Annotated in this window: 26 protein-coding genes and 1 pseudogene; 13 read left to right on the plus strand and 14 right to left on the minus strand. The window is 67.1% G+C overall.

The window, feature by feature from the left end; genetic code table 11:
* Positions 1-46 precede the first annotated feature (46 nt).
* The gene (locus ACYVII_RS17000) at positions 47-433 is read left to right on the plus strand and encodes a winged helix-turn-helix transcriptional regulator (RefSeq protein WP_460537400.1); all 387 of its coding nucleotides are present in this window, start codon (positions 47-49) and stop codon (positions 431-433) included.
* Between the two features lie 11 nt (positions 434-444).
* On the opposite strand, the gene sigJ is transcribed toward ACYVII_RS17000, so the two are convergent.
* From sigJ to ACYVII_RS17015, 3 genes are read right to left on the minus strand one after another with little or no spacing between them, the layout of a single operon-like run.
* Positions 445-1,431, minus strand: coding sequence for a sigma-70 family RNA polymerase sigma factor family protein (gene sigJ / locus ACYVII_RS17005; protein WP_460537306.1), 987 nt, complete (start codon positions 1,429-1,431; stop codon positions 445-447).
* Entirely contained in the window at positions 1,428-2,606 is a 1,179-nt protein-coding gene (locus tag ACYVII_RS17010; protein WP_460537308.1) for an NAD(P)/FAD-dependent oxidoreductase, read from the minus strand. The genes sigJ and ACYVII_RS17010 overlap by 4 nt, the downstream gene beginning before the upstream one ends.
* A 48-nt stretch (positions 2,607-2,654) precedes the next feature.
* Positions 2,655-3,149: a MarR family winged helix-turn-helix transcriptional regulator gene (locus ACYVII_RS17015; protein WP_460537310.1), complete on the minus strand. Its 495-nt coding sequence runs from the start codon at positions 3,147-3,149 to the stop codon at positions 2,655-2,657.
* An 88-nt stretch (positions 3,150-3,237) separates the two neighbouring features.
* On the opposite strand from ACYVII_RS17015, the gene ACYVII_RS17020 reads away from it, so the two are divergent.
* Positions 3,238-4,167, plus strand: a complete 930-nt coding sequence (locus tag ACYVII_RS17020; RefSeq protein ID WP_460537312.1) for an NADP-dependent oxidoreductase — start codon at positions 3,238-3,240, stop codon at positions 4,165-4,167.
* A gap of 45 nt (positions 4,168-4,212) precedes the next feature.
* Here ACYVII_RS17020 and ACYVII_RS17025 read toward each other — a convergent pair whose 3' ends face one another.
* On the minus strand, positions 4,213-5,427 hold the full coding sequence (locus ACYVII_RS17025) for an MFS transporter (RefSeq protein WP_460537314.1): 1,215 nt from the start codon (positions 5,425-5,427) through the stop codon (positions 4,213-4,215).
* Positions 5,428-5,519: 92 nt separating this feature from the next.
* Here ACYVII_RS17025 and ACYVII_RS17030 point away from each other — a divergent pair, with 92 nt between their 5' ends.
* Entirely contained in the window at positions 5,520-6,389 is an 870-nt protein-coding gene (locus ACYVII_RS17030) for a LysR family transcriptional regulator (RefSeq protein WP_460537316.1), read from the plus strand.
* Positions 6,390-6,413: 24 nt separating this feature from the next.
* On the opposite strand, the gene ACYVII_RS17035 is transcribed toward ACYVII_RS17030, so the two are convergent.
* Positions 6,414-6,773, minus strand: coding sequence for a hypothetical protein (locus ACYVII_RS17035; RefSeq protein ID WP_460537318.1), 360 nt, complete (start codon positions 6,771-6,773; stop codon positions 6,414-6,416).
* 38 nt (positions 6,774-6,811) lie between these two features.
* Between ACYVII_RS17035 and ACYVII_RS17040 the strand changes: the two genes are divergently transcribed.
* Positions 6,812-7,405 carry a hypothetical protein gene (locus ACYVII_RS17040; RefSeq protein WP_460537320.1) on the plus strand — a complete coding sequence of 198 codons (594 nt, stop codon included), beginning with the start codon at positions 6,812-6,814 and terminating at the stop codon, positions 7,403-7,405.
* 103 nt (positions 7,406-7,508) lie between these two features.
* Here ACYVII_RS17040 and ACYVII_RS17045 read toward each other — a convergent pair whose 3' ends face one another.
* The gene (locus tag ACYVII_RS17045; RefSeq protein ID WP_460537322.1) at positions 7,509-8,024 is read right to left on the minus strand and encodes a P-loop nucleotide/nucleoside kinase family protein; all 516 of its coding nucleotides are present in this window, start codon (positions 8,022-8,024) and stop codon (positions 7,509-7,511) included.
* Between the two features lie 188 nt (positions 8,025-8,212).
* Here ACYVII_RS17045 and ACYVII_RS17050 point away from each other — a divergent pair, with 188 nt between their 5' ends.
* Positions 8,213-9,886, plus strand: coding sequence for an alkaline phosphatase family protein (locus ACYVII_RS17050; protein WP_460537324.1), 1,674 nt, complete (start codon positions 8,213-8,215; stop codon positions 9,884-9,886).
* On the opposite strand, the gene ACYVII_RS17055 is transcribed toward ACYVII_RS17050, so the two are convergent.
* The 3 genes from ACYVII_RS17055 to ACYVII_RS17065 are packed head-to-tail and all read right to left on the minus strand — an operon-like array spanning position 9,876 to position 11,347.
* Positions 9,876-10,349, minus strand: coding sequence for an SRPBCC family protein (locus ACYVII_RS17055; RefSeq protein WP_460537326.1), 474 nt, complete (start codon positions 10,347-10,349; stop codon positions 9,876-9,878). The genes ACYVII_RS17050 and ACYVII_RS17055 overlap by 11 nt on opposite strands.
* A 10-nt stretch (positions 10,350-10,359) precedes the next feature.
* Positions 10,360-11,007, minus strand: coding sequence for a dihydrofolate reductase family protein (locus ACYVII_RS17060; RefSeq protein ID WP_460537328.1), 648 nt, complete (start codon positions 11,005-11,007; stop codon positions 10,360-10,362).
* Between the two features lies 1 nt (position 11,008).
* On the minus strand, positions 11,009-11,347 hold the full coding sequence (locus ACYVII_RS17065) for an ArsR/SmtB family transcription factor (protein WP_460537330.1): 339 nt from the start codon (positions 11,345-11,347) through the stop codon (positions 11,009-11,011).
* Between the two features lie 175 nt (positions 11,348-11,522).
* Between ACYVII_RS17065 and ACYVII_RS17070 the strand changes: the two genes are divergently transcribed.
* Positions 11,523-11,732, plus strand: a complete 210-nt coding sequence (locus tag ACYVII_RS17070; protein WP_460537332.1) for a YciI family protein — start codon at positions 11,523-11,525, stop codon at positions 11,730-11,732.
* Between the two features lie 16 nt (positions 11,733-11,748).
* Here the strand turns inward: ACYVII_RS17070 and ACYVII_RS17075 are convergent, their stop codons facing one another.
* Complete coding sequence (locus ACYVII_RS17075; RefSeq protein WP_460537334.1) at positions 11,749-12,417, minus strand: VOC family protein; 669 nt, start codon at positions 12,415-12,417, stop codon at positions 11,749-11,751.
* A 150-nt stretch (positions 12,418-12,567) separates the two neighbouring features.
* Between ACYVII_RS17075 and ACYVII_RS17080 the strand changes: the two genes are divergently transcribed.
* Complete coding sequence (locus ACYVII_RS17080) at positions 12,568-13,098, plus strand: DinB family protein (RefSeq protein ID WP_460537336.1); 531 nt, start codon at positions 12,568-12,570, stop codon at positions 13,096-13,098.
* Positions 13,099-13,140: 42 nt separating this feature from the next.
* On the opposite strand, the gene ACYVII_RS17085 is transcribed toward ACYVII_RS17080, so the two are convergent.
* The gene (locus tag ACYVII_RS17085) at positions 13,141-14,433 is read right to left on the minus strand and encodes an ABC transporter permease (RefSeq protein WP_460537338.1); all 1,293 of its coding nucleotides are present in this window, start codon (positions 14,431-14,433) and stop codon (positions 13,141-13,143) included.
* A complete protein-coding gene (locus ACYVII_RS17090; protein ID WP_460537340.1) occupies positions 14,430-15,122 on the minus strand; it encodes an ABC transporter ATP-binding protein in 693 nt (230 codons plus the stop codon). Before ACYVII_RS17090 ends, ACYVII_RS17085 begins: the two co-directional genes overlap by 4 nt.
* A gap of 192 nt (positions 15,123-15,314) precedes the next feature.
* Here ACYVII_RS17090 and ACYVII_RS17095 point away from each other — a divergent pair, with 192 nt between their 5' ends.
* The 3 genes from ACYVII_RS17095 to ACYVII_RS17105 all read left to right on the plus strand — a co-directional run bounded on the left by ACYVII_RS17095 (position 15,315) and on the right by ACYVII_RS17105 (position 18,623).
* Positions 15,315-16,574, plus strand: a complete 1,260-nt coding sequence (locus ACYVII_RS17095; protein ID WP_460537342.1) for a sensor histidine kinase — start codon at positions 15,315-15,317, stop codon at positions 16,572-16,574.
* Positions 16,571-17,236: a response regulator transcription factor gene (locus ACYVII_RS17100; protein ID WP_460537344.1), complete on the plus strand. Its 666-nt coding sequence runs from the start codon at positions 16,571-16,573 to the stop codon at positions 17,234-17,236. Before ACYVII_RS17095 ends, ACYVII_RS17100 begins: the two co-directional genes overlap by 4 nt.
* Before the next feature lie 67 nt (positions 17,237-17,303).
* Positions 17,304-18,623 carry a threonine/serine exporter family protein gene (locus ACYVII_RS17105; RefSeq protein WP_460537346.1) on the plus strand — a complete coding sequence of 440 codons (1,320 nt, stop codon included), beginning with the start codon at positions 17,304-17,306 and terminating at the stop codon, positions 18,621-18,623.
* Positions 18,624-18,678: 55 nt separating this feature from the next.
* On the opposite strand, the gene ACYVII_RS17110 is transcribed toward ACYVII_RS17105, so the two are convergent.
* Positions 18,679-19,302: a TetR/AcrR family transcriptional regulator gene (locus ACYVII_RS17110; protein ID WP_460537348.1), complete on the minus strand. Its 624-nt coding sequence runs from the start codon at positions 19,300-19,302 to the stop codon at positions 18,679-18,681.
* 138 nt (positions 19,303-19,440) lie between these two features.
* On the opposite strand from ACYVII_RS17110, the gene ACYVII_RS17115 reads away from it, so the two are divergent.
* The 3 genes and pseudogenes from ACYVII_RS17115 to ACYVII_RS17125 all read left to right on the plus strand — a co-directional run bounded on the left by ACYVII_RS17115 (position 19,441) and on the right by ACYVII_RS17125 (position 21,299).
* Complete coding sequence (locus ACYVII_RS17115; protein WP_460537350.1) at positions 19,441-20,259, plus strand: oxidoreductase; 819 nt, start codon at positions 19,441-19,443, stop codon at positions 20,257-20,259.
* Positions 20,260-20,293: 34 nt separating this feature from the next.
* Positions 20,294-20,830: pseudogene (locus ACYVII_RS17120) on the plus strand (FAD-dependent oxidoreductase); the annotation flags it as partial.
* A 154-nt stretch (positions 20,831-20,984) separates the two neighbouring features.
* Positions 20,985-21,299: a hypothetical protein gene (locus ACYVII_RS17125; protein ID WP_460537406.1), complete on the plus strand. Its 315-nt coding sequence runs from the start codon at positions 20,985-20,987 to the stop codon at positions 21,297-21,299.
* A gap of 21 nt (positions 21,300-21,320) precedes the next feature.
* Here the strand turns inward: ACYVII_RS17125 and ACYVII_RS17130 are convergent, their stop codons facing one another.
* Positions 21,321-22,205 carry a CPBP family intramembrane glutamic endopeptidase gene (locus ACYVII_RS17130; RefSeq protein WP_460537352.1) on the minus strand — a complete coding sequence of 295 codons (885 nt, stop codon included), beginning with the start codon at positions 22,203-22,205 and terminating at the stop codon, positions 21,321-21,323.
* Positions 22,206-22,244 lie beyond the last annotated feature (39 nt).

Consider the following 22,244-nt stretch of genomic DNA (forward strand, 5'->3'; position numbering starts at 1 on the left):
CGCACCCACCGCTCAAGCTGCGCCCGCTCCTCCGCGGAAAGCGTCAATTCGGCCAGAGCGGGCCCGCGTCGAGACATACCACAGCCTAACAAAAACTAGCAACGAATTAACGACGCAACACACTAGCCGGATCGTACTGAACCACGTCACCAGCACCTGGGGAGTGCTGGTTCTCGTAGCGCTCTCGGTGAGCACCCTGCGATGGGGTGAGTTGCGGCGCACTGTTCAAGGGGTCAGCGAGAAGATGCTCGCGCAGACTCTCCGTACGCTCGAGCGCGACGGGTTCGTGCTCCGCTCTCCCCAACCAACGATCCCCCCACGCGTCGACTACAGCCTCACCGATCGCGGACGCGAACTCACGCAGTACCTGCTGCCCCTGATGTCGTGGATCACCGACCACGCGGACGACATCGTCGGCGCAAACGCATCCTGAGCGATGTGGCTCTAGTGCCCGTAAGGGCGCCCGGCGTCGTGCACGTTTTGCGCGTGCCCAGCCTTTTCGGCGTCGCGCACCGCGTCGAAGTCGGCCAGTCGTCCCAGTGAAGGAACGAGGTGCTGCAGCTTCTCGGGGTTCACGACGCCGTGGATGGCGGCGATCCTTCCGTCGCGCAGCTGGAGCGACATGACCGCGAGCACACCACCTCCGACGGGGATATCGGCGACGATGACGACACCGGGCCCGCCGTTGACGGGATGCGGCTCGACGTGGACGGGGAACACCGCCCTCCGACCGAACGATGCCAGCATCTTGGACACCGCGTCGAACCCCTGCACGGGCCGGGTGATGGCGAAGCCGGGCGGAACCTTTCCGCCACCGTCGCTGATGGCGAGGACATCATCCGTGAGCAGCGAGACGAACTCGCCCACCGCACCCGACTCCACCGCCGCGATGAAGTGCGAGACGAGCTCCTCGTGCTCTGCCGCTGACGCGGGATAGCGGGGCACGCGACCAGACACTCGAGCCCGCGCTCGCGACACCAGCTTGCGTGCCGCGCCATCGGAGGAGCGGCCGAGCACCGAGGCGACCTCGTCGTACGAGTAGTCGAGCACGTCGTGGAGCAGGAACGCGGCACGTTCGCTCGGTGTCAGCGTCTCGAGCAGTACGAGGAAGGCGAAGGACAACTCTTCGGCGAGTTCCGCATGCTCCGACGCGTCGCGCGACGCGTTCGGGAGTTCGCCGACGATGGGTTCCGGTAGCCACTCGCCTACGTAGTTCTCGCGACGGGCACGCGCAGAGCGCAGCTGGTCGATCGCGAGCCGTGTCGCCACCGTGGTGAGCCACGCCTCCTGGTTCGCGGGCCGGTCTGCGTCGGTGAGGCGAAGCATCCGCTCGATGGCCGACTGGGCGATGTCGTCTGCGTCGGTGACGGAGCCGAGCATGCGGTAGGCCGCACCGAACGCGACACGACGCAGCGACTCCAGTTCGGTCATGCCTCGATCTTCTCGCGATGGCCGTTCGACGGGACCAGCACGTGCGTTCGCCGCACCGGCAGATACGGTCCGGGATGCCGGGCCACGAACAGGTTGCCTCGGTGCACGTATTCCTTCATGAACCTGGCGGCGCGGCCGGTGACGATGCGGTCGATCGCCCTTCCCTCCGCCGTCAGCCACTGCAGCAGAGCATCGTGTCGTCCGAGGCTGATGCACTCGGCGAAATAGCGGCCGGAGAATGCGAATGCATCCTCACCGGCGAGTTCCGCTGCCATTTTCTTCGGCGCGGTGATCGCCATGAAGGCGCCGGTGCGGCAACCCATCTTCAGCGGCACCCCGTCGGGTCCAGGCACACGCGCCGCATCGCCGACGACCCGCACCTCGGGGTGGCCGACGGCGTGGAACGTCGCGTCGACGCACGCGCGGCCGAGCTCGTCGACATCGAGTCCGGATGCCTGCACGAGCGGATTCGCTCGAAACCCGCCCGCCCACAACGTGAGCGCCGACGGGACCTCGCGACCGTCATCGAAGACGACCGCGTCGGGCCCGATGCGTGCCACGCGTCCGAGGAACCGCTCGATCGCCAATCGGTCGAAGGCATGCTCGAGGTGCCGTCGGCCGGACGGGCTCAGCCAGTCGCCAGGGGCGCGTGAGCTCGCGATCGAGACGCGGAGCCCCGGGTGCGATTCGGCGACCTCGGTCGCCAACTCGATGCCGGTCAATCCGCCGCCGACGACCACCACGGGCGCGCCGTCGGGCAGCGCGTCGAGCGCCTGCGCCGTTTCGCGGATGTGCGCGACGCCGGTGAGACCGTGCGCATTCTCGTGCGCCCCCGGCACCCCGCGGAAGTCGATGACGCTGCCGAGGGCGATGACGAGCGAGTCGTATTCGAGCGTGGCGCTCTCCGTGACGACGCAGCGCCGCTCGAGGTCGATGCGTTCCACCTGAGCAACCCTGAGCTTTACGCTCGAGCCTTTCAAGGCATCCGCAACCGGCAGCAGTGCATACCGCTGCCCGGTGGCCAGCTGATGCCAGCGCATCCGCTCGTCACGCGTTTCGTTGCTCGTCACGAGGGTGACGGATGCCTCGTCCGACCGCACTCGCCGCGCCAGTTGCCCGGCGACCACGATGCCGGTGTAGCCGCCGCCCAGAACGATGATCCGATGCTTTCCCATACCAGTACGACGAGACGGCGGGGCGGATTGGGACATCGCCGAGCGTCGTCACTTTCCTCGACGACGGGCGGCTGAGCGTGGCGGGGCTGCGCGGAGGTGCTCGCTGACGCGCCCGAGGATGCGGGCTAGGTCGTCGGCGTCTTCGTCCGTGAGGGGTGCGAACAGGAGTTCGTGCACCGTTTCGACATGGCCGGGGAACACGGAACTCAACAGGTTGCGGCCGGCGTCAGTGATCGTGACGACGGTGCTGCGCTCGTCTTCAGGGGAGGAAGAACGGGTGATGAGACCGCGCTGCTCGAGCAGTTGCGCCTGGTATGTCAAACCGCTGCGACTGTAGACGACGCCGTCCGCGAGGTCGGTCATCCGTTCGTGACCTCCCGGAGAGTCGCCCAGCCTCGCCAAGAGCTGGAACTGCACAGAACTGAGGCTGCCGTCGTCGCGAAGCTGCTTCTCGACCGCTGGGCGCAGGAGATTGCCGACCTCGGTGAGTGCGAAGTACGCGCGGAGCTGCGTCGGAGTGAGGGCGTCGGGCGTAGCGCTCATGTTCCGATTCTACTAGTTGCTTCGAAGTCGAAGCAGTGTTATCGTCGAACTGCTTCGAATTCGAAGTACAAAGGCGAGGAGTGAGACTATGAAGGCAGTGCAGTTCCACGAAGTCGGCGGACCTGAGGTTCTCCGGTACGACGATGTCGAACAGCCGAACCCGGGTGCAGGGCAGGTGCGGCTGCGGGTCGCAGCGTCAGCGTTCAACCCGGCGGACGCCGGTATGCGGGCCGGAGCCATGCCCGTCCCGATCGAGTTGCCGCACGTCCCCGGCTATGACGTGTCCGGCACGGTCGACGCTGTCGGTGAGGGCGTGGACGAGGTGGCAATCGGTGACGCCGTGATCGGGTTCCTGCCGCTGGAGCGCAATGGCGGTGCGGCCGACTACGTCATCGCTCCTGCCGAAGCGGTCGTCGCCGCGCCTACGAGCATCCCGCTAGCGGATGCCGCGGCGCTGCCGTCCGTGGCATTGACCGCGTGGCAGGCGCTCTTCGACGACGGAGGGCTCGAGCCGGGCCAGCGAGTGCTGATCGTCGGCGCCGGTGGTGCGGTGGGCAAGTACGCCATCCAGCTCGCCAAGCGGGCAGGTGTCTACGTCATCGCGACGGCCAGTCCGCGCAGCATCGATCTCGTCCGCGCAGCGGGAGCGGACGAGATCATCGATCACACCGACACCGACCTGCTCGCTGCCGTCGATGAGCAGGTCGACGTGTTGTTGAACCTCGCGCCGATCGAGCCCGAACAGCTCACCGCGTATGTGGCCGCCGTACGCGACGGCGGTGTGGTTGTCAACACGATCCCGCCCTTGGCCACACCCGGCGACGGAGCCCGAGGGGTGCGCGCGTCGACGGTGTTCGTTCGCCCGAACCGAGAGCGCCTCGCCGAACTGGTATCCCTCGTCGACGCAGGCGCACTCGTCGTCGAGGTCACGCGACGGATCCCTTTGACGGAGCTGCCCGCGCTCCACGCAGAGGCCGCCGCCGGTCTCGTCGCAGGGAAGGTCATCGTCCTCCCCTGAGCCGTTCCGGGGGCGGGGTTGTCAGCCGGTAATCTCGGAGACGCCTCACCGCGCCGCCATCATGGCGCCGGAGACGGCGACGAGAAGCGCGCCGAGCGACATGAGGCCGACGAGCACGGCAACCGCCGGCCAGAGTCCGAGAGCGACGGCCGTCAGCAAGGGCGGCAGGGTCAATCCCGCGTAGGCGACGAGGAAGATACCCGCAAGTGCTTCGCCTCTGCGTCCCGGCTCGGCTGCTGCTGCGGCGGTGACGAGTGCGCACCGGAACAGGATGCCGATGCCCGCGCCCGCGACCCCGCCGCCGATGAGGAAGACGGCGAGCGAGGCGACGACGGCGCTCACGGCCACGCCCGCGAGCCCGAACACGGCCAGTGCGATGGCGAGTCGGAGCTGAGCGGGGACCCCGAGGCGCGCGGTGACGATCTGCGCCGTCGCTGCGGCCATGAACACGACGAAGGGCGCCAGGCCCGCCAGCAGGTAAGAGTGCTGGTGAAGGATGCTGACGAGGAACGTCGGCGAGAGTGCCATGAAGGTGCCGAACACCGTGAAAACGGCGAACGCAGCTGTGGCCGCAGCCCAGAACGCGCCACGACGTCCGGCAGGTATGGCGATGCGCTGAGGCCGGTACGAGGGACGCACCGCACGGCGCTCGACCGTCTCGGGAACGAAGGCGACGAGAATGCCTTCCGCGGTGAGAAGCGCGGCGAAGAGTACGAACGGAACGACCAGCGGTGCCGACGACCACGAGGCGATGAGTCCGCCCACCAAGGGGCCGAGGCCGATGCCGCCGAGGTTCGCGAACGTGGCGACGAGCGCTGCACGCCCGCTCGCCTGGCGGGCCACGGTTCCCAACTCGTCGAGGTGCGCGGTCGCTGCGGCCGCGAGGATGCCGATTCCGAGGCCGCAGATGAAGCGCGCCACGATGAGGCCGGCGACGTCGTTCCACACGAGGAACAGCAGTGCGGCCAGCAGGTTCAGGAGCAGGGAGGCGAGGATGATCCGTCGCCGTCCGATCCAGTCGGAGACGTGGCCTGCGAGATACAGGCTCAGCATGACTCCGACCGCATACACCGCGAAGATGACGGTCAGGACGACCGTGGGGAAGTCATCCTTCCGCTGGTAGATCGCGTAGAGCGGGGTCGGCAGGGCGCAGAACGCCATCTCGGTGAGAAAGGTGAGCGCGATGATCCAGAACCCTGCAGCATGCGGAACACGCCCGCCCGCCGAAGCCGGCGTGGGTCTCGTGGTCGTCGATGTCATGACACAACATTCGCCGATCGGCGTCATCGTGTCCAACGAACGTAAACGATGGTTGCCATCGATAACGACGATTCACTCGGTAAGCTGCTCCCATGGACACTCGGCAGGTGGAGTACGCGATAGCGGTGGCGGACGAACTGAGCTTCACACGCGCAGCCCAACGGGTATTCGCCGTGCAGTCCACGGTCTCGGCGGGTGTTCAAGCACTCGAAAGAGACCTCGGCACCGTGCTGTTCGAGCGCGACCAGCGGGGAGTGCGCCTCACCCCGGCGGGCGAATCGGTGCTGCCGGCCTTGCGCGGCATCGCCGACGCCGAGGCGCGCGCCCGCACCGCTGCCGACCCTCGCGGGGAACTACGCGGTGAGCTGCGTATCGGAGTGTTCTCGAACGTCAGCTACCTCGCACTGCCCCGGGTGGTCCGAGAGTTCCACCGCGAACATCCGCTCGTCGACCTGCGTCTTCGCTCGTCCCCCACCGGTTCGAGGGAACTCGCGAATGACGTGCTGCGTGGTCGCCTCGACCTCAGCTTGTTCGGGCTGCCGGCCTCCGCGGCCACCGGCCTCGCCACGCACCGATTGGCCATCACCAGGTATGTAGCGCTGCTGCCGCCCGGGCACGATCTCGCAAGGCAGAAGACGATCAGCCTGGCAGACCTCGCGAAGGAACGATTCGTGGACGCGCCTGTCGGGTTCGGCAACCGTGACATCCTGGACGGCGCCCTGAACGGCCTCGGCGTGAGCCGGGATGTCGCGATCGAAGCGACCGAGACTGCGGCAATACCGGTCTTCGTCGCCGCTGGACTCGGTGTCGCGCTTCTGCCGGAACTGCTCATACCGCCGGGCACCGACGCGGTCGTCGTCTCCCTGGCAGAACGCATCGACTGGGAGTTCAGCGTCGTGACGCGAACGTCGCCGAGTGAGGCGGCCCGTGCACTGGTCGAACGATTGATCGCTGCCTACTGACGGCGGGCCACGTGCGACGTGTGCTCAACCCGCCCGGGTCCCGTTCGGCACCGGAACCTCGGGTGTGGCGAGCACCGGTGTGATGCCGTCGGAGTACCCGATGTCGAACAGCATCCCCTCCGACAACTCGCCGGCCATCCGGCGCGGGGCGAGGTTGACTACGACGAGTGCTTGCCGGCCGACGATCTCCGTCGGGTCCTCGCGTTCTTGTTTCACGCCGACGAGGATGCTGCGCCGATGGTCGCCGAGGTCGACCGTGAGCCGTACCAGTTTGTTGGAGGCGGGGACGTCGTCGACCGCAGTGATGGTGCCGACGCGGATGTCGACGCGAGCGAGCTCGTCGATCGTGATCGTGGCCTTGATCGGTGCCGTGGAAACGCTCATCAGGAGCTGCTACTTGCAGGTCTCGTCACCGTACCGCCGTGTACGAAGAGGAGCACAGCGGTCGCATCAGGCTGTCGGGCGGGATCGTTAGAGTCACACGCATGAGATGGTCGGACCTCGTTTCGGCGCAACCGGCGCTCGGCGCAATCGCGAACCAGAAGTTGATCGAGCCCGGCGTCCTTTTCATCGGCACCGTCCGACGTGCTGGCATCGCGCGGATCAGCGGTGTGGAACCTTTGATCATGGACGATGACCTGTGGCTGTCGATGATGCTCAAGTCCAAGAAGGCGCTGGACCTGGCCCGCGATGAACGAATCGTGTTGAACAGCATCGTCACGGGCCCGGAGCCGGGAGTCGAGATCAAGATCGTCGGCAGAGCGATCCAGGAGCACAAGACATCGGTGCAGGAACGCTATGCATCCGCCGCGGGCGAGCAACTCGGCTGGCAGCCGGTCGTGAGGAGGTTCGCCCTGTTCCGCGTCGAAATCGAAGGGGTGACCTACATCGGCTACGACGAGGCGACACATGGCCAGCACATCGCTCGTTGGCCAGAAGGCATCGAGTACATCCGTGCGGCGACCTCGCCCACCAGCCTCGGACCCAGACAGGCCGTGACCCGAGTCCTCAGGTGAGCGTCGCAGGTGTCTCAGAAGATGCGGATGCGGACTCCCGACTCGCGGGAGCTGAGACACACGGCACACGTGCGGCTTCTAGAGAACCCCGCCTGCGCCCGGCTCAGGGCATCCAGCCCGTTCGTTCCAGGATCTCGTGCACGGACTCGTCGACCGTCGCAGGATACGTGACCACCTGGAAGTGCCGGATGCGGTCGTGATCGGACCGGGCATGGTAGACGTCGACCCATTGGCGCAGCGCTGTCGCCCACTCTTCGGTGGGCTCGCGTTCGGTCACTCGCTCCTTCAGCACGGCGAGGGGTGCGGTCGTCTCGCAGATCAGCAGCCTCGCCCCTGGCATGGCCGCTTGGACGAGCTCGACCTCCTCCTCGTCGTTGAACACCATCGGGATGATCAGCTTCATGTCGGGTGCGGCGTCGACGTAGTTCGGCCAGATGGCACGAAGGTTCTCGCGCGGGAACCATCGGCTCGGGTACGGGTGCACGAGGCTCAGTTCGTCCATATCGATGACGCCGTGCGCGACATCCGCCGCCCGAAGCGCTTCGGAGAGCGCCCGCGCGAGGGTGCTCTTCCCCGAGCCGGGTGAGCCGTGCAGCACGAGCACATCAGTCACGGCCACCCATTATCGTCCTCGGTCACATCGGGCCGTCGGTCGCACCCCGCCGGCGGCGGTATCAGGAAGCGCTAACGCCCTCTTTACGAAACTCTGACCCGCGGAGGCCGCGGCGGGATGATCGTGGACGCATGACAGGTCCGGCTCGTTCTCGGCGGTCTCGGCTCGGATCGTGGATCCGGTCGCACCGGATGATGTCCATCACCGCGGCAGGGGTCGTCACGATCCTGGCGGTCGTGGCGGTCACACTCGGCGTCGCCTTCGGAGTGCGGTCGGACTTCGCCGCGGTCCACGCGCTCGGCGTCTCGCAGGCGTCCACCGCGCAGCCGTCCGGAGCAGCCGGAACGGGCATCGAAGCGGGCATCTCGAAGATCAAGCACGTCGTCGTGATCATGCAGGAGAACCGGTCGTTCGACAGCTACTTCGGCACGTTTCCCGGCGCCGACGGCATCCCGATGTCGAACGGAACACCCACCGTCTGCGTGCCCGATCCCGCGACCGGCGCCTGCGACAAGCCGTTCCACGACCCGGCGGACGTGAACTCGGGCGGACCGCACGGCGCTGCCAACGCGACTGCCGACATCGACGGCGGCAAGATGGACGGCTTCGTCGCACAGGCCGAGCAGGCGAAGAAAAAGTGCGCACCCAATGCGCCGTCGTGCGCCGCGGGAACGCAGACCGATGTCATGGGATACAAGACGGGTGCGGACATCCCGAACTACTGGACCTATGCGAAGGACTTCGTTCTCGACGATCACCTGTTCGAGTCGAACGCGTCGTGGAGCCTGCCATCGCACCTGTACATGGTCTCGGAGTGGTCGGCGAAGTGCAGCAAGGCCGGCGACCCGCAGAGCTGCGTGAACGCGCTGCAGAGCCCGGGCAACCCGCCCGACTTCGGCGGTGCCGTCAAGAAGAACCTCATCGGCGCCTGCCGTGGCGGCATGGCGAAGCCGGCATGCCAGGCGCAGCTGACCAAGATCGGCATCACCCCGGATGTCGCGGCGCAGCTGCACGCGCTCATCCGGCAGAACTGCACCGCGAAGGACTCCCTCGCCACCTGCCAGGCGGCGGTGGACAAGGCGACCCTGCCCGACGCGCTCAAGCAGAAGCTGATCGCGGCATCCAACGCGCTCGCACCCCCGGACTACGCGTGGACGGATCTCACCTACCTGCTGCACAAGCAGAAGGTGTCATGGGGCTATTACGTGTTCAACGGCACGGAGCCGGACTGCGAGGATGACTCGGCCATGACGTGCGCGCCCGTCAAGCAGAACGCGAAGACGCCGGGCATCTGGAACCCGCTCCCTTACTTCGACACCGTGAAGCAGGACGGACAGCTGGGAAACATCCAGTCGCTGACGAAGTTCTACTCGGCCGCGAAAGCGGGAACCCTGCCGGCGGTGAGCTGGATCGACCCGAGCGGTCAGGTGAGCGAGCATCCGCCGGCGAAGGTCAGCGCCGGCCAGGCCTACGTGACGGGTCTCATCAATGCCGTCATGAAGAGCCCGGACTGGTCGAGCACCGCGATCTTCCTCTCGTGGGACGACTGGGGCGGCTTCTACGATCACGTGAAACCGCCGGTCGTCGACCAGAACGGGTACGGGCTGCGCGTGCCCGCCATCGTGATCAGCCCGTACGCACGCAAGGGCTTCATCGACCATCAGACCCTTAGCCACGACGCGTATGTGAAGTTCATCGAGGACGACTTCCTGCACGGACAGCGCTTGGACCCGGCCACCGACGGGCGACCGGACCCGCGCCCCGACGTGCGGGAGAACAACCCCGAGCTCGGCAACATCGCGGCCGATTTCGACTTCGGTCAGCGGCCGCGAGCGCCCGTGGTCCTGCCCGGCGGCGTCACCTATTGAGCGGCTCGAGGTAACTGCCGAGGTTCTCGAGGATGCCGCGGCTGCCCGCCTCGCGGTGAGGACCATCGGCCCAGAACCGGTCGAAGAAGACGCCGTGCTCGACCTGGGTGAGGCGGGTGCCGTCCTCGACCGGTTCGAATTCGAAGGAGGCGATCGACGTCGACATGTGCGTTGCGTCGAGCCACATGTCGTAGGTGGTGACGATGCGCGAGTGCTCAACGATGTCGGCATACGTCGACATGTACCGCGACACCGGACCGTCGTGGAACGCTCCTTCGGCGACGTCGTGCCCGCCGATGCGGAAGTCGAAGACCCACTCACCGGTCTCGAAGGCTTCGCCTTCGCCGAACCACTGGAACTTCTGCTCCTCGATCGCGAACGCATCCCAGACGCGCTCGACGGGCACGGGGTAGTCGCGGTGCAGGGTGAATCCGGAGTGGGCGATGCGACGTTCGAGGGCCATGAGGTTTCTCCTACCGCGTGAAGTTGACGTGGATGGTGCCGCTCTCGGACACCTCGGTCGTGACGATGTGGGTGCGCTCGAGCCCGCCCAGGTCATCCCACAGCCGTGTTCCACGACCGAGGATGACGGGAGCGATCATGAGGTGCAGGTGGTCGACGAGGCCGGCGAGCAGGAACTCGCGGGCGGTGCCGATTCCTCCGCCTACGCGCACGTCTCGGCCGCGCGCAGCCTCAGTGCCCTCGGCCATCACCGCCTCGACGGAATCGTCGCGGAAGTGAAAGACCGTTCCGCCCTCCATCGGGATCGACGGACGCGGCGCCGTGTGCGTGAGCACGTAGACCGGGGTGTGGAACGGCGGCTGGTCCCCCCACCATCCCTTCCAGTTCGGGTCGTCGGGGAAGGAGTGCAGACCGAACATGCCCGCACCCATGATCTCCGCGCCGATGCCCTCGAAGAATGCGGAGGCGTACTTGTCGTCGACGCCGGTCGTGCCGGCGCCGCTCGTGTCGCCGAAGACCATGCTCCGGAACGTGCGGGTCGCGGTGTAGGCGGCGGTGAGGCGCTCCCAGTCCTCGCCCATCGGACTCTCCGGCGACGGCTCGGCGCTCGCGACGTAGCCGTCGAGGGAGAGGAACAGGTCGATTCGAACACGTGTCATGTCAGCCTTCTTTCGGTGTTGTGCGCGTCAAGTGGATGCCCAGCCGGTCGGCTTGGCGTTCTGCCGGGGTCCGCTGCTCGTCGAGCCAGAGGTGCAGCACGTCGAGGGCGCCGGGGACCAGGCTCACCGTGCGGACCCGCCCGTTCTTCTGGGACGTGATCAGTCCCGCATCTTCGAGCACGCGCAGGTGCTGCATCAGCGAGGGCAACGCCATCGCGAACGGTGCAGCGAGTTCCGACACGACGGCCGGAGACTTCGCCAGCCGCTCCACGACGGCACGACGCGTCGGATCCGCGAGAGCGCGGAGCACGGCGTCGAGCTCGTCGTGATACTTAGGCACGCACCTAAGTATGGATGTCGGGCATCCGCTCGTCAACCCCTCGTCGACACGGCTTCGGGCGTTGCGGCGCCTGGGCCCCCATCGCCTGAGGCTCCCCGCGACGCACAGCGGCGTGTGGAGGGGCGATAGGGGTCGAATCGCTCGCATTCTGTTCGACGAAGGGATGTCGGGCGCAATGACCCGAATCAGTGAACGGAGCAGCTCGTGCCTCGGCGAGGTGACCGACGGCCCCTTCGCGAAGAGCAAGGAGTACATCGCCGGCTTCTACGTCATCGAAGCGGATGACCTGGACTCCGCGCTCGACATCGCCCGCCGCAACCCCATAAATGGGCAGGGCGGCGGCGTCGAAGTGCGTCCGATCGAGGGCGGGTTCGTGGCTCGTTGACGACTGGCCGGGACGGTCAGCCGCCCCAACCCGACCAGGTGTCGGGCCACGGAGCGACGTCGACCTCGTTGCCTTCCGGATCGGCAAGGGTCCACCACTGCGGGCCGTTGTCGCGCACCACGGTTCCGCCGGCCGCGAGCGCCGCGGCGACACGGGCATCCGCTTGATCGGCCGGCACGTAGAGATCGATGTGGATGCGATTGCGCTGCGGGCGCGCGGCATCCATCTGCTGGAACCAGAAGTTGGGAGCGAATCCGTTCTCGTCGAACAGATCCTCCTCGGTAGCGGACCGCCCGAGAATCGCAGCCCAGAACGCCTGCACCTTCGGGATGTCGAGGGCATCGATCGCGACCTGAACCGTCTGCACCTTGGTGGGATCGGTCGTGATCCCGAGCTCGCGTGCGACCTCGGAGATCTGCGCGGCAAGAGCGACGTCGCGCTCGCTCAGCCAGCCGTTCGGCATCACCTCGTGGGTCATCAGCTTGACGAGCACCGCTGGGTACCGCAGGTCGATGTCGGGATGATGATTGGCGGCATCCGCCAGTGCCCCGATTCTGTCGACGAACTCGAGGCCCTTCGCGAACGATCCGGTTGCGAAGAACGCAGCCGCGCCGTCGGAGAGCACGCGCCAGTCTTCGACGCCTTGGGCTTCATGGAACTGCTTCGAGGTGATGGGCTCGACCATGGGGCGAACGTACGGCCGTCAGCGGAAGGCGTCAAGGAGTCGCGGGCGTTCGGGCGCCGCCGCTCGCGGAATTCCCGTCCCGCGTTGTCGCTATTCGCGCCTGAAGCGGCAAGTTCGGCCGGTAAGTCGGGGGTGGTCTAGTGTTCGGCCATGAGTGACACCGCCCCAGTCTCGAGCTATCCAGATCTCGATGCGGACGAGCGCACCACTCTCATCCAATTCCTCGACCTCTACCGCCGACGCGTGATCGAAAGGTTCTCCGCCTTGTCCGATGGGCAGGCGCGAGAGGCGAGTTTGGCCGCCACCACGCTGACACCAGGCGGGGTCGTCAAGCATCTCGCGCACATGGAAGATCACTGGTTCACCGCACGAATCGATTCAAGGGAGCTTCCCGAGCCATGGGCATCCGCACCCTTCGATGCCCGGCCCGACTGGGACTTCGAATCCGCTGTCGACGACACCGTCGAGCAGGTCACGGCCTTGTACCAGGAATCGTGCGAGCGCAGTCGTGCAGTTGTGGCGTCGATCTCCAGCCTCGAGGCGAAGGCATCCGACCCGTCCTTCGGCAGAGGGCGCGTCACACTGCGGTGGGCGTTGGTGCACATGCTCGAGGAGACGGCGTGCCACGTCGGGCACCTCGAACTCCTGACCGACTCGTTCTTGAACAAGGAAGAAGCGTAGCTCGGCCCGTGTGAGGGGGCCCCGCAACTGGGCGGTCGCGCCTCACTCGTACCGGAGCGCCTCGATCGGGTCCTGACGCGACGCCCGGCGTGCGGGCAACGTGCCTGCGACGAAGCTGATCGCCATGACCACGATGATGATCGTGGCGACCGAGGCCACCGAGAACTGCAACAGATGGAGCCCGGGCAGATCGGAGAGCAGCGTCGCGGAGAGCCGGTTGCTGATCAGCGTTCCGAGACCGATGGCGGCGAGGGCTCCGATGGCGCTGCCCAGGAATCCGATGAAGACGGCTTCAAGGCTGAACAGGGTGAAGACCCGCCCGTTCCCCATTCCCATCGCCTTCATCAGCCCGATCTCGCGGGTGCGTTCCTGAACGCTCATCAGGAGGGTGTTCACGATGCCGAACCCGGCGGCTATCAGTGCGATCACGGCGAACGCGTCGAGCACGCCGACGATGCCGTTGATCACGGTGAGCAGGCTGCCCAGCTGGTCGTTGACGGTCTGGCCGGTGAACCCGGCGTTCTTCAGGTCCGTCTTGATGGTGGCGATCTGCCGAGGCGTGGCATCCTTCGCGATCGTCGCCGTGGCGCTGCCATAGGTCGTTGCCACCGCAGCCGGCTTGCCCGTGGTCTGCGCTGTTACGAGCGAGCCGCGCAGGGCGTCGTTGACGGAGGCGCCCGAGGTGAAGAGCGTGGCGTTCTGGATGCCGACGATCGTGGCATCCACCTCGTGCATCGAACCGAGATAGTCCTTGATGCCGATCGTGACCGTCTTGCCGACGGCATCCTTCGCGGTGCCGAGCCCGAGGTTGTGCAGGTAGGTGGTCGGTAGCACGATCTGGTTCTGATTCGACCCGTTTTCCAGCTGCGCGCCGGACGCGAGATCGGCCTTGATGTTGCGCACGGAGTTCATCGTGACGACCCACTTGCCGCCCGCGGCGTAGCTGATCCACGACGGGTTGATCCCGGTGTTTCCGGTGACCGAGGTGATGCCGTCGACGTTCTTGATCGTCGTGATGTCGCTCGCGGTGAGCGCAGCCGCTCCGCCGCGGGCGAGCTCTCCGACCTGTCCAGAGCTCGCGGTGTCCGGGTTGTATTTCTGCGGCCCGGAACCCGTGGATGTCTGCGCGCTCTGCGCCTTCGTCACGGTCAGCGAGTCGGTGGAGCCGATCGCCGCGACCTGCGTCGTGATGTAACCGGAGATGCCGGTTCCGATGGCGGAGGTGAGCGTGAGGGTGAACGCGCCGATGAAGATGGCGATCACCGTGAGCGTGGTGCGCAGCTTGCTGCGGAACGTGTTCTGGACCGCGGATTCGATCAGGTCGCCGGTCTTCATGCCGCCACCTCCGAGACGTCGGAGATGAGTCCGTCGCGCATCGTGATGCTCCGTTTGCAGCGGGATGCCAGGTCGGCGTCGTGTGTGACGACCACGAGCGTGATCCCCTGTTCGCGGTGCAGCCCGAAGAGCATTCCCTCGACTTCTGCGCCCGTCGAGGAGTCCAGATTGCCGGTCGGCTCGTCGGCGAAGATGACCTTCGGCTCATTCACCAGTGCCCTGGCGATGACGACGCGCTGCTTCTGACCCCCGGAGAGATCGTTGGCGCGATTGCGCGCCTTGTCGGCGAGACCCAGCCGGTCGAGCGCCTCCATCGCGCGGCGCTTGCGCTGCGATCGGGATACGCCTGCGATGACGAGCGGGAGAGCGACGTTGTCGAGCACGCTGGCGTGGGCGTTGAGGAAGAACTGCTGGAAGACGAAGCCGAAGTCCTTGTTGCGAAGCCGATTCAGGTCTGTCCCGCGCACGTTCTTCGCATCCGCGCCGTCGACGAGCACGGCGCCGGAGGTGGGCCGGTCGAGCAGGGCGAGCAGGTGCATCAGGGTCGACTTGCCTGAGCCGCTCTTGCCCACGATCGCGAGGCTCTCGCCGCTTATCAAGTTCAGCGAAACCCCGCGCAGGGCCTCGAAGCGGTCGGCACCGCTTCCGTACGACCTGCGGAGGTCGCGTGCTTCCAGTACAGCTGCCATCGTGTCCGTTCTCTCTCGGGTGAAGAATGCCGCCAGTTCAGTGTCACGAGCGGCCCCGCCGCCGGCATCCGACTGCTGCGGTGTCTTGGGTACCGCGGTCGCGGTATGCGAGCGACCGCGCTAGGCGGAGGACACCCGGGCGCAGCTGCGCGATGCTTGTCGGTGGAGGCGCTCGCGGGGAACGGAGGACCGATGCCGGCACAGGCCAGGTCTGTTCGCGCGCGGGACGTCGTGGTCGACGTCATCGTCTTCGTGTTCGTCTGCCTCGCGTCGTTCGTTCCCGCCAGCCGAGACGGGGCGGGCGAGGCCGGCCGGTACGGCCTGATCGTGCTTCCGTTCATGGCGGCGGCAGGCGTCGTGCTGTTCGCCCGCCGCCGGTTCCCGGTGCCGGCGCTCGTCGCGTGTCTGCTCATCGGTCTGGCCGCTGCGCTGTTGGGTGTTCCGCACTCGCCCGTGTTCGCTCTGCCCGTCGCGATCGGCATGTACACGGTGGCGCGTTACCGCTCCCGCGCGCTGACCGTCACGTTCGCGGTGGCGTTGATCGTGCTCCTGCCTCTCGAAGAGCTGATCATCGCGGGCGCAGGCTTCGGCGCGGGGGATGTCACCGCTCCGGCCACCTTGCAGCCCGCCGTGCTGATCGCGTTCGCCGCAGCCCTCGGGTCGGCCATCCGTTCCTACTTCGACGCGCTCGAGTCGGCGCGGGAACGGGCACGACGTGCAGAGGAGTCGAGGGAAGCCGAGGCCAGGCGTCGTGTCGCGGAGGATCGGCTCGCGATCGCCAGGGATCTGCACGACTCGGTGGCACATCGCATCGCAGTGATCAATCTGCAGGCGGGCGTTGCAGAGCGATCTCTGCGCGACGACCCGGACGAGGCGCAGGCCGCGATCGCCATCGTCGGCGATGCAGCACGCAGCGTGCTCGCCGAACTCAGCGACATGCTGGGCCTCCTGCGCAGCAGTGCGGACCGCGACATCGTGGAGGAGCCCGATTTCGCGCGCATCCAGGGCCTGCTGTCGCTCTTCGCGAAGAGTGGTCTGAAGGTCAGCGTGCACGTGAACGGCGAGCCGTACGCTCTGGATGCCCGACTCAGTCCGATCGCGTATCGCGTGGTGCAAGAGGCGCTCACCAACGCGTACAAGCACGGGCCGGAACGCACGGCGGAGGTCGAACTGGACTATGGGCGGGACCAATTGCGGATCCGGGTGGCCAACCCGGTCGTCGGGGACGCGACCGTGCCGTCCGGGGACGGTCATGGACTGATCGGCATGCGTGAAAGGCTCGCGGAAGTGGGTGGCAGCGTGCGGCTGGAGCGGGCGAACGGCCGATTCCAACTCGTAGCCACGCTCCCGGCCGCACGAGACACGACCGGCCGGTCCGGAGCGGTCGACGCCCGCAATGCGACCGACCCGGGAGGCGCGCTCACGCGTGCGAACGATCGGAGCCGTCTGTGATCCGTGTGCTGATCGCGGACGATCAGGCGCTGATCCGGTCCGCCGTCGTGAGCCTGCTCCGCCATGAGAGTGACATCGAGGTGGTGGGCGAGGCATCCGACGGCGCTGAGGCGATCGCGATCGCGACCCGCGAGCATCCCGACGTCGTCGTCATGGACCTGCGGATGCCGGGCACCGACGGCATCGCAGCGACCACGGCCATCCGCTCCAACACGGAGCTCGACGCCACCCGGGTGCTCGTGCTCACCACATTCGAGGACGAGGAGAACCTGTTGTCGGCGCTGCGGGCCGGAGCGGCCGGCTTCCTCGGCAAGGGCGCGGATCCGAACGAGATCGTGCGTGCGGTGCGCATCGTGCACGCGGGTGACGAACTGCTCTCGCCGGTCGCCACCCGCGCGCTCATCCGCCGCTCGCTCGCCGCGCCGGAATCGACCGCGCCCTCTCGCGTGCTGCCTCCGGACCTCACCGAGCGCGAGACCGAGATCCTCGCCCTGGTGGGCAGGGGCCGCTCCAACGACGAGATCGCCGCCGCCCTGTTCATCTCCCCCGCGACGGCGAAGACGCATATCAACCGTGCGATGACGAAGCTGGATGCCCACGATCGCGCACAGCTGGTGATCGTTGCCTACGAGTCGGGGCTGATCGCGCCGGGCGCCGAGTAGCTGCGGCCCACCTCGTTCGGGCAATCGGACTGCTGTCGCTGCCCGACGATGAGTAGCGTTGGCTTCGATGGCTGAGGGTGGAGCGCTGGACGCACCAGGACGAATCCGGGTGGTGCTGGACCTCGCGATCCGGCTGGCCGAAGTGTTGTTCTCCTCGGGCGCAGGAGCAGCGGATGCGACCGCCGCCATGACCGCGATCGCCGGCGCGTACGGGGTGCGGAACGTCGACTCGGATGTCACGCACACCGTGCTGAGCCTGACCTGGACGAACCCCGGCACGTACGAGTCGGTGTCGCGACGCCACACGATCCCGGCCCGTGGGATGGACTTCGCCCGGTTGGCCGCGGCGTCCACCCTGTTCGAGGAGATTGTCGACGGGAAGTTCGAACTCGACAAGGCACGGCGTCACCTGGCGCGAATCGCATCGCACAAGCCGCAGGCATCCCGTCTCGTGCTGCGCATCGGGTGGAGCCTGATCGGAGGCGGCGCGGCACTCCTCGTCGGGGGCGACCTCCTCGTGGCGGCGGTCGCGTTCGTCGCGGCGTTCGTGCTGGAGAGCATCACGTCGCTCATGGCTCGGCGCCGCGCTCCGGTCTTCTTCCAGAGTGTCGTCGGCGGGGTCGTCGGACCGGTCGCGGCCGTCGTCGTGCACCTCGTACAACCGCAGGAGTCGGCACGTCTCGTTGTCGTCGCCACGATCATCGTGCTGCTCGCCGGTACCGCGATCTTCGGCGGCGTGCAAGACATCCTCTCCGGCTTCTATCTCACCGGGCTCGCCCGGCTCACCGAGGCCCTCGTCATCACGATCGGCATCGCGGCCGGGGTGATCGGCGCATCCCTCGTATTCTCGGGCCTCGGACTGTCTCTGGATGTGATGTCGAGCGGCACTCAGATCGGCGGCCCGCCTGCGATCACGGTTGCGAGCGCCATCGTCATCGTGATCGGCTTCGCCCTGGCGACTCAGGTGCCGTGGCGCGCGCTCTGGGCTGTCTGCCTGCTCGGCGCGGTGGCGGAGGCGCTCTACCTCGTGTGCGCGGCCAACACGTTCGGGCCGGTCTGGTCATCCGCTATCGCGGCACTTGCCGTCGGGATGCTCGCCTCGGTCCTCGCGCACCTGAGCCGCACGCCCGTGCTCGCTCTCGTGATCACCGGTCTCGTTCCACTCCTTCCCGGCCTCGTGCTGTTCAACGCGCTGATGCAGCTGGCATCCGGATCGGTCGCCGGCCTGCTCGCCGCGCTCGTCGCGGCCGCTGTCGCTGCAGCACTCGCTGCAGGCGCCATCGCCGGACAGTACGTGACACAGGCATCCTGGCGGAACATGTCGCGCGGCACCCGGCGGGTACGCGGGCCGCTGCTGTCGATCGCGTCACGACGACGGAAGATCTGAAACGGGCCACATCGGTGCGACTGCTCTGCCCGCACCGAGGCCGGCCGAGCCCTTTTCAGCGGTGGTGCCCGCGAGGCAACAACGCGAACGCGCTCTCTGCAATCGAGGTCAGGCGGGCGGAACTCTGGCCGGAGGCGCCGACGAGATCGATCCCGCGGATGACGGTCAGCAGAAGGTAGGCAAGATCGTCAGGATCGGCGTTCGGGTCGATGTCACCGTTGCGCTGTGCCGCACGCAGACACTCGGCCACAGCCGTGAGGACCACGGAGAAGCATTCGCTGGCGAGGCGTCGCACCTCGGCGTCGGAGGCGCCGATCTCCAGAGCCATCTTGGCGGCGAAGCAGGCCGCAGCCGCCCGGTCAGGGGCGGGCGGTACGTCATCGGCGAGGGGCACCCCGCGAACCGCGCGAAGCAAGTAACCGTGCAGTCGCTCCAAGGCGCCGTCATCCGGTCCGGCGAGCGCCTTCGGCGCGAACTCGCCCAGGCGGGCGAAGTATCCGGCCATCGTCTGCAATAGCACGCCGTGCTTGCCGTCGAATGCGGCGTAGAGGCTGCCGCGGCCCAGGCCCGTGGCGGCGCTGATGTCGTCGACGCTCGTGCCGTGGTAGCCCGTGGTGCGGAACTGCCGCTCGGCGGCATGCAAGACGTGGTCACGGTCGAAGCTTCGTGGTCTCCCCATACCCAAAAGCTAGCTCCAATGCACAGTTCTTGACAACGCAGTACAGAACTCTATAGATTCCTGACTGTTCAGTACACAATCAGCCTGCGGACGGTGCGCAACGCAGATGAAGTCATGCCCACAAGCGAAGGAATCAACATGCAGACAGCTTCCGCAGTGGCCGTTGTGACCGGAGCCTCCTCCGGGATCGGGCGGGCGACGGCGCTCGCCCTCGCAGACGCCGGCTTCATGGTGGTCGGTACGAGCCGCAACGCGGCGAAGGCCGCACCGCTTGCCGGGGTGACGTTCCTCGATCTCGACGTGGCCAGCGACGTATCGGTCCACTCCTTGGTCGAGGAGGTGATCGATCGGTTCGGTCGTATCGACGTCCTGGTCAACAACGCGGGCGTGGGGGCGGTCGGAGCCGGTGAGGAGAGCTCGATCGACCAGACCAGGGAAGTGTTCGACATCAACGTCTTCGGCCTGATGCGCATGACGAATGCCGTGCTGCCCCACATGCGTGCCCAAGGCAGTGGCCGCGTGGTCAACGTCGCATCGGTGCTCGGCCGGATTCCAGCGCCCTTCATGGCCGTCTACGCCGCTACCAAGCATGCGGTCGAGGGCTACGCCGAGTCCGTCGATCACGAGCTTCGCGAGCACGGCGTGCGGATGCTGCTCATCGAGCCGGGCTACACGAGCACGAGTTTCGAGGCGGGCAGCCTGGCACCCGACTCGCCCCTGCCCGCCTACGCCGCACAGCGGGAGATCTCCCGAGACGTGCTGGCCTCCGCCATACGCACTGCCGATGCCCCGGATGTTGTCGCGAAGGTGATCGTCGCGGCCGCCACCGATTTCAGACCCAAACAGCGGTACACCGCGGGCTCATTGGCAAGCCGTGTCAGCCTCCTGCGCCGGTTCGTGCCCTCGAGCGCCTTCGATAAACAGATCCGCAAGCTCAACCGGCTGCCGAAGAACTGACTGAACCAGGACTGAAAAGGAAAGGCAGGAGACCATGGCTGCAAGCCCCACTCTGTCGTACGCAAGCGACTCATTGGCCGAGGGGATCGTCGACGTGGTGGTGATCGGCGGAGGCGCTGCGGGCCTCGGCGGTGCGCTGATCCTCGCCCGGTCTCGCCGGTCGGTCGTTGTGATCGACAGCGGCTCCCCACGGAACGCGCCCGCGGAGGCCGTGCACGGCTTCATCGTCCTCGACGGCACCCCGCCGTTCGAGGTGCTGCGGCGGGGCCGGGAACAGGTGCGCCAGTACGACGGACGCGTGATCCACGGCGAGGTCGTCGCGGCCGGGGCTGCTTCCCCGTCGGCCGACGGGGACCTGCGGTTCACCGTCGCACTGGCCGACGGCCGCCGCATCACCGCTCGCCGCATCCTGGTGGCCACCGGCCTCACCGATGTGCTGCCGGAGGTTCCAGGGCTCGCTGAGCACTGGGGCCACAGTGTGGTGCACTGCCCGTATTGCCACGGCTGGGAGGTGCGCGATGAGCCCATCGGCATCATCGCCACCGGCTCGGCCTCCATCGGCCAAGCGTTCCTGTTCCGTCAGCTGACCGAGGACCCTGGCCTACTTCACCAACGGCACCGACCTGGACGAGGACAGCCGCGCCCGCTTCACCGCCCGCGACATCCGCATCATCGACACCCCGATCACCGAGATCGTCAACTACAAGGACGGCGCCCTCGCCGGGGTGCGCCTGGCCGACGGCCAGGTCGTCGCCCGCCGTGTCCTCGCCGTCGGCACACACATGCAAGCCCGCAGCAGAGGTCTAGAAGGACTGCGCCTGCCGATGCAGGACCTGCCGAACAACGCGGGACGCGGTTTCGCCTCCGGCACGGCCGGGATCACCGACGTACCGGGTGTGTGGGTGGCCGGCAACGCCGCCGACCCGGTTGCCCAGGTCGGTTCCTCCGCAGCCGCCGGCGCAGCGGCCGGCGCCAACATCAACAGCATGCTGGCCACCGCGGACGCCGACGCGGCGGTCCAAGGAGCATCGCCGAGGTAGGCCCAAAAAGGTGGTCCCGACTCATGCCGAGACGCGGTCCCGCACTCCCGTCACCCCGGGAGTCGAAGACCGAAAGCGCGTCACCCGGGAGGAGCGGTGGGCGAGCGCGAGCATCCCGGCGGACAGGACCAACGAGAGCAGCACCGGGATGATCGACGCCTCGAGGCCGAAGTCGCCGCCGGTCAGGATGATCGCTCCGTGCGTCTGCGTCAGGAACAGACCGGGCTCGCGGTGGCCGGAGACCGGGATGCCGAGCATGCTCTCGATGAAGTTCCAGGCGAAGTGGATGCCCACCACGAACGGGATGCTGCGACGCCAGGCGAAGCCTGCACCCATGAGAACACCCGCCTCGATCGCGATCGCTGCCGAGCTCCACAGGTCGGCGCCCGGGTTGAAGAAGTGAGCACCGCCGAACAGCACAGCGGTGACGCCGATCGCGATCCACGTGCCGCCCAGCCGCTCGATCGCCTGAAGCAGCAGACCCCGGAACAGAAGCTCCTCGGTGACCGCGCCACCGATGGTGACGACGACCGCCAGCAGAATCGTGTGCGCGGCATCGACCGGATGCCAATGGATCGAGTACGCGCCGGTAAGCACCAGGAGAACCGTCGACGCGATGATGAAGACGCTGCCGATGGCCAAGCCGATGAGCGACTCGCGCGTGAATCCGCGGTACAACTCGCCCACCGTGCGCCGGGCGAGAACCTTCATCACGAAGACGTAGGCACCGATCGAGAACGCGACACCGATGAGGGTGAAGACCATAGAGCCGGAGTCGCCCAGATCGCCACCCACGCCCAGCAGCACACCGTCGCCGATCACGATCAATACGGCCCCGATGAGCGCCCACACCAGTGGGAACGCGAGGATGCGCCGGACTGGCCCCGGCCGGGATTTCAAGGTCATCTCATGCTCCGATTCCGGGCTCGTCGAGCCCTCACTTCG

The organism is Humibacter ginsengiterrae (genome assembly GCF_054780115.1).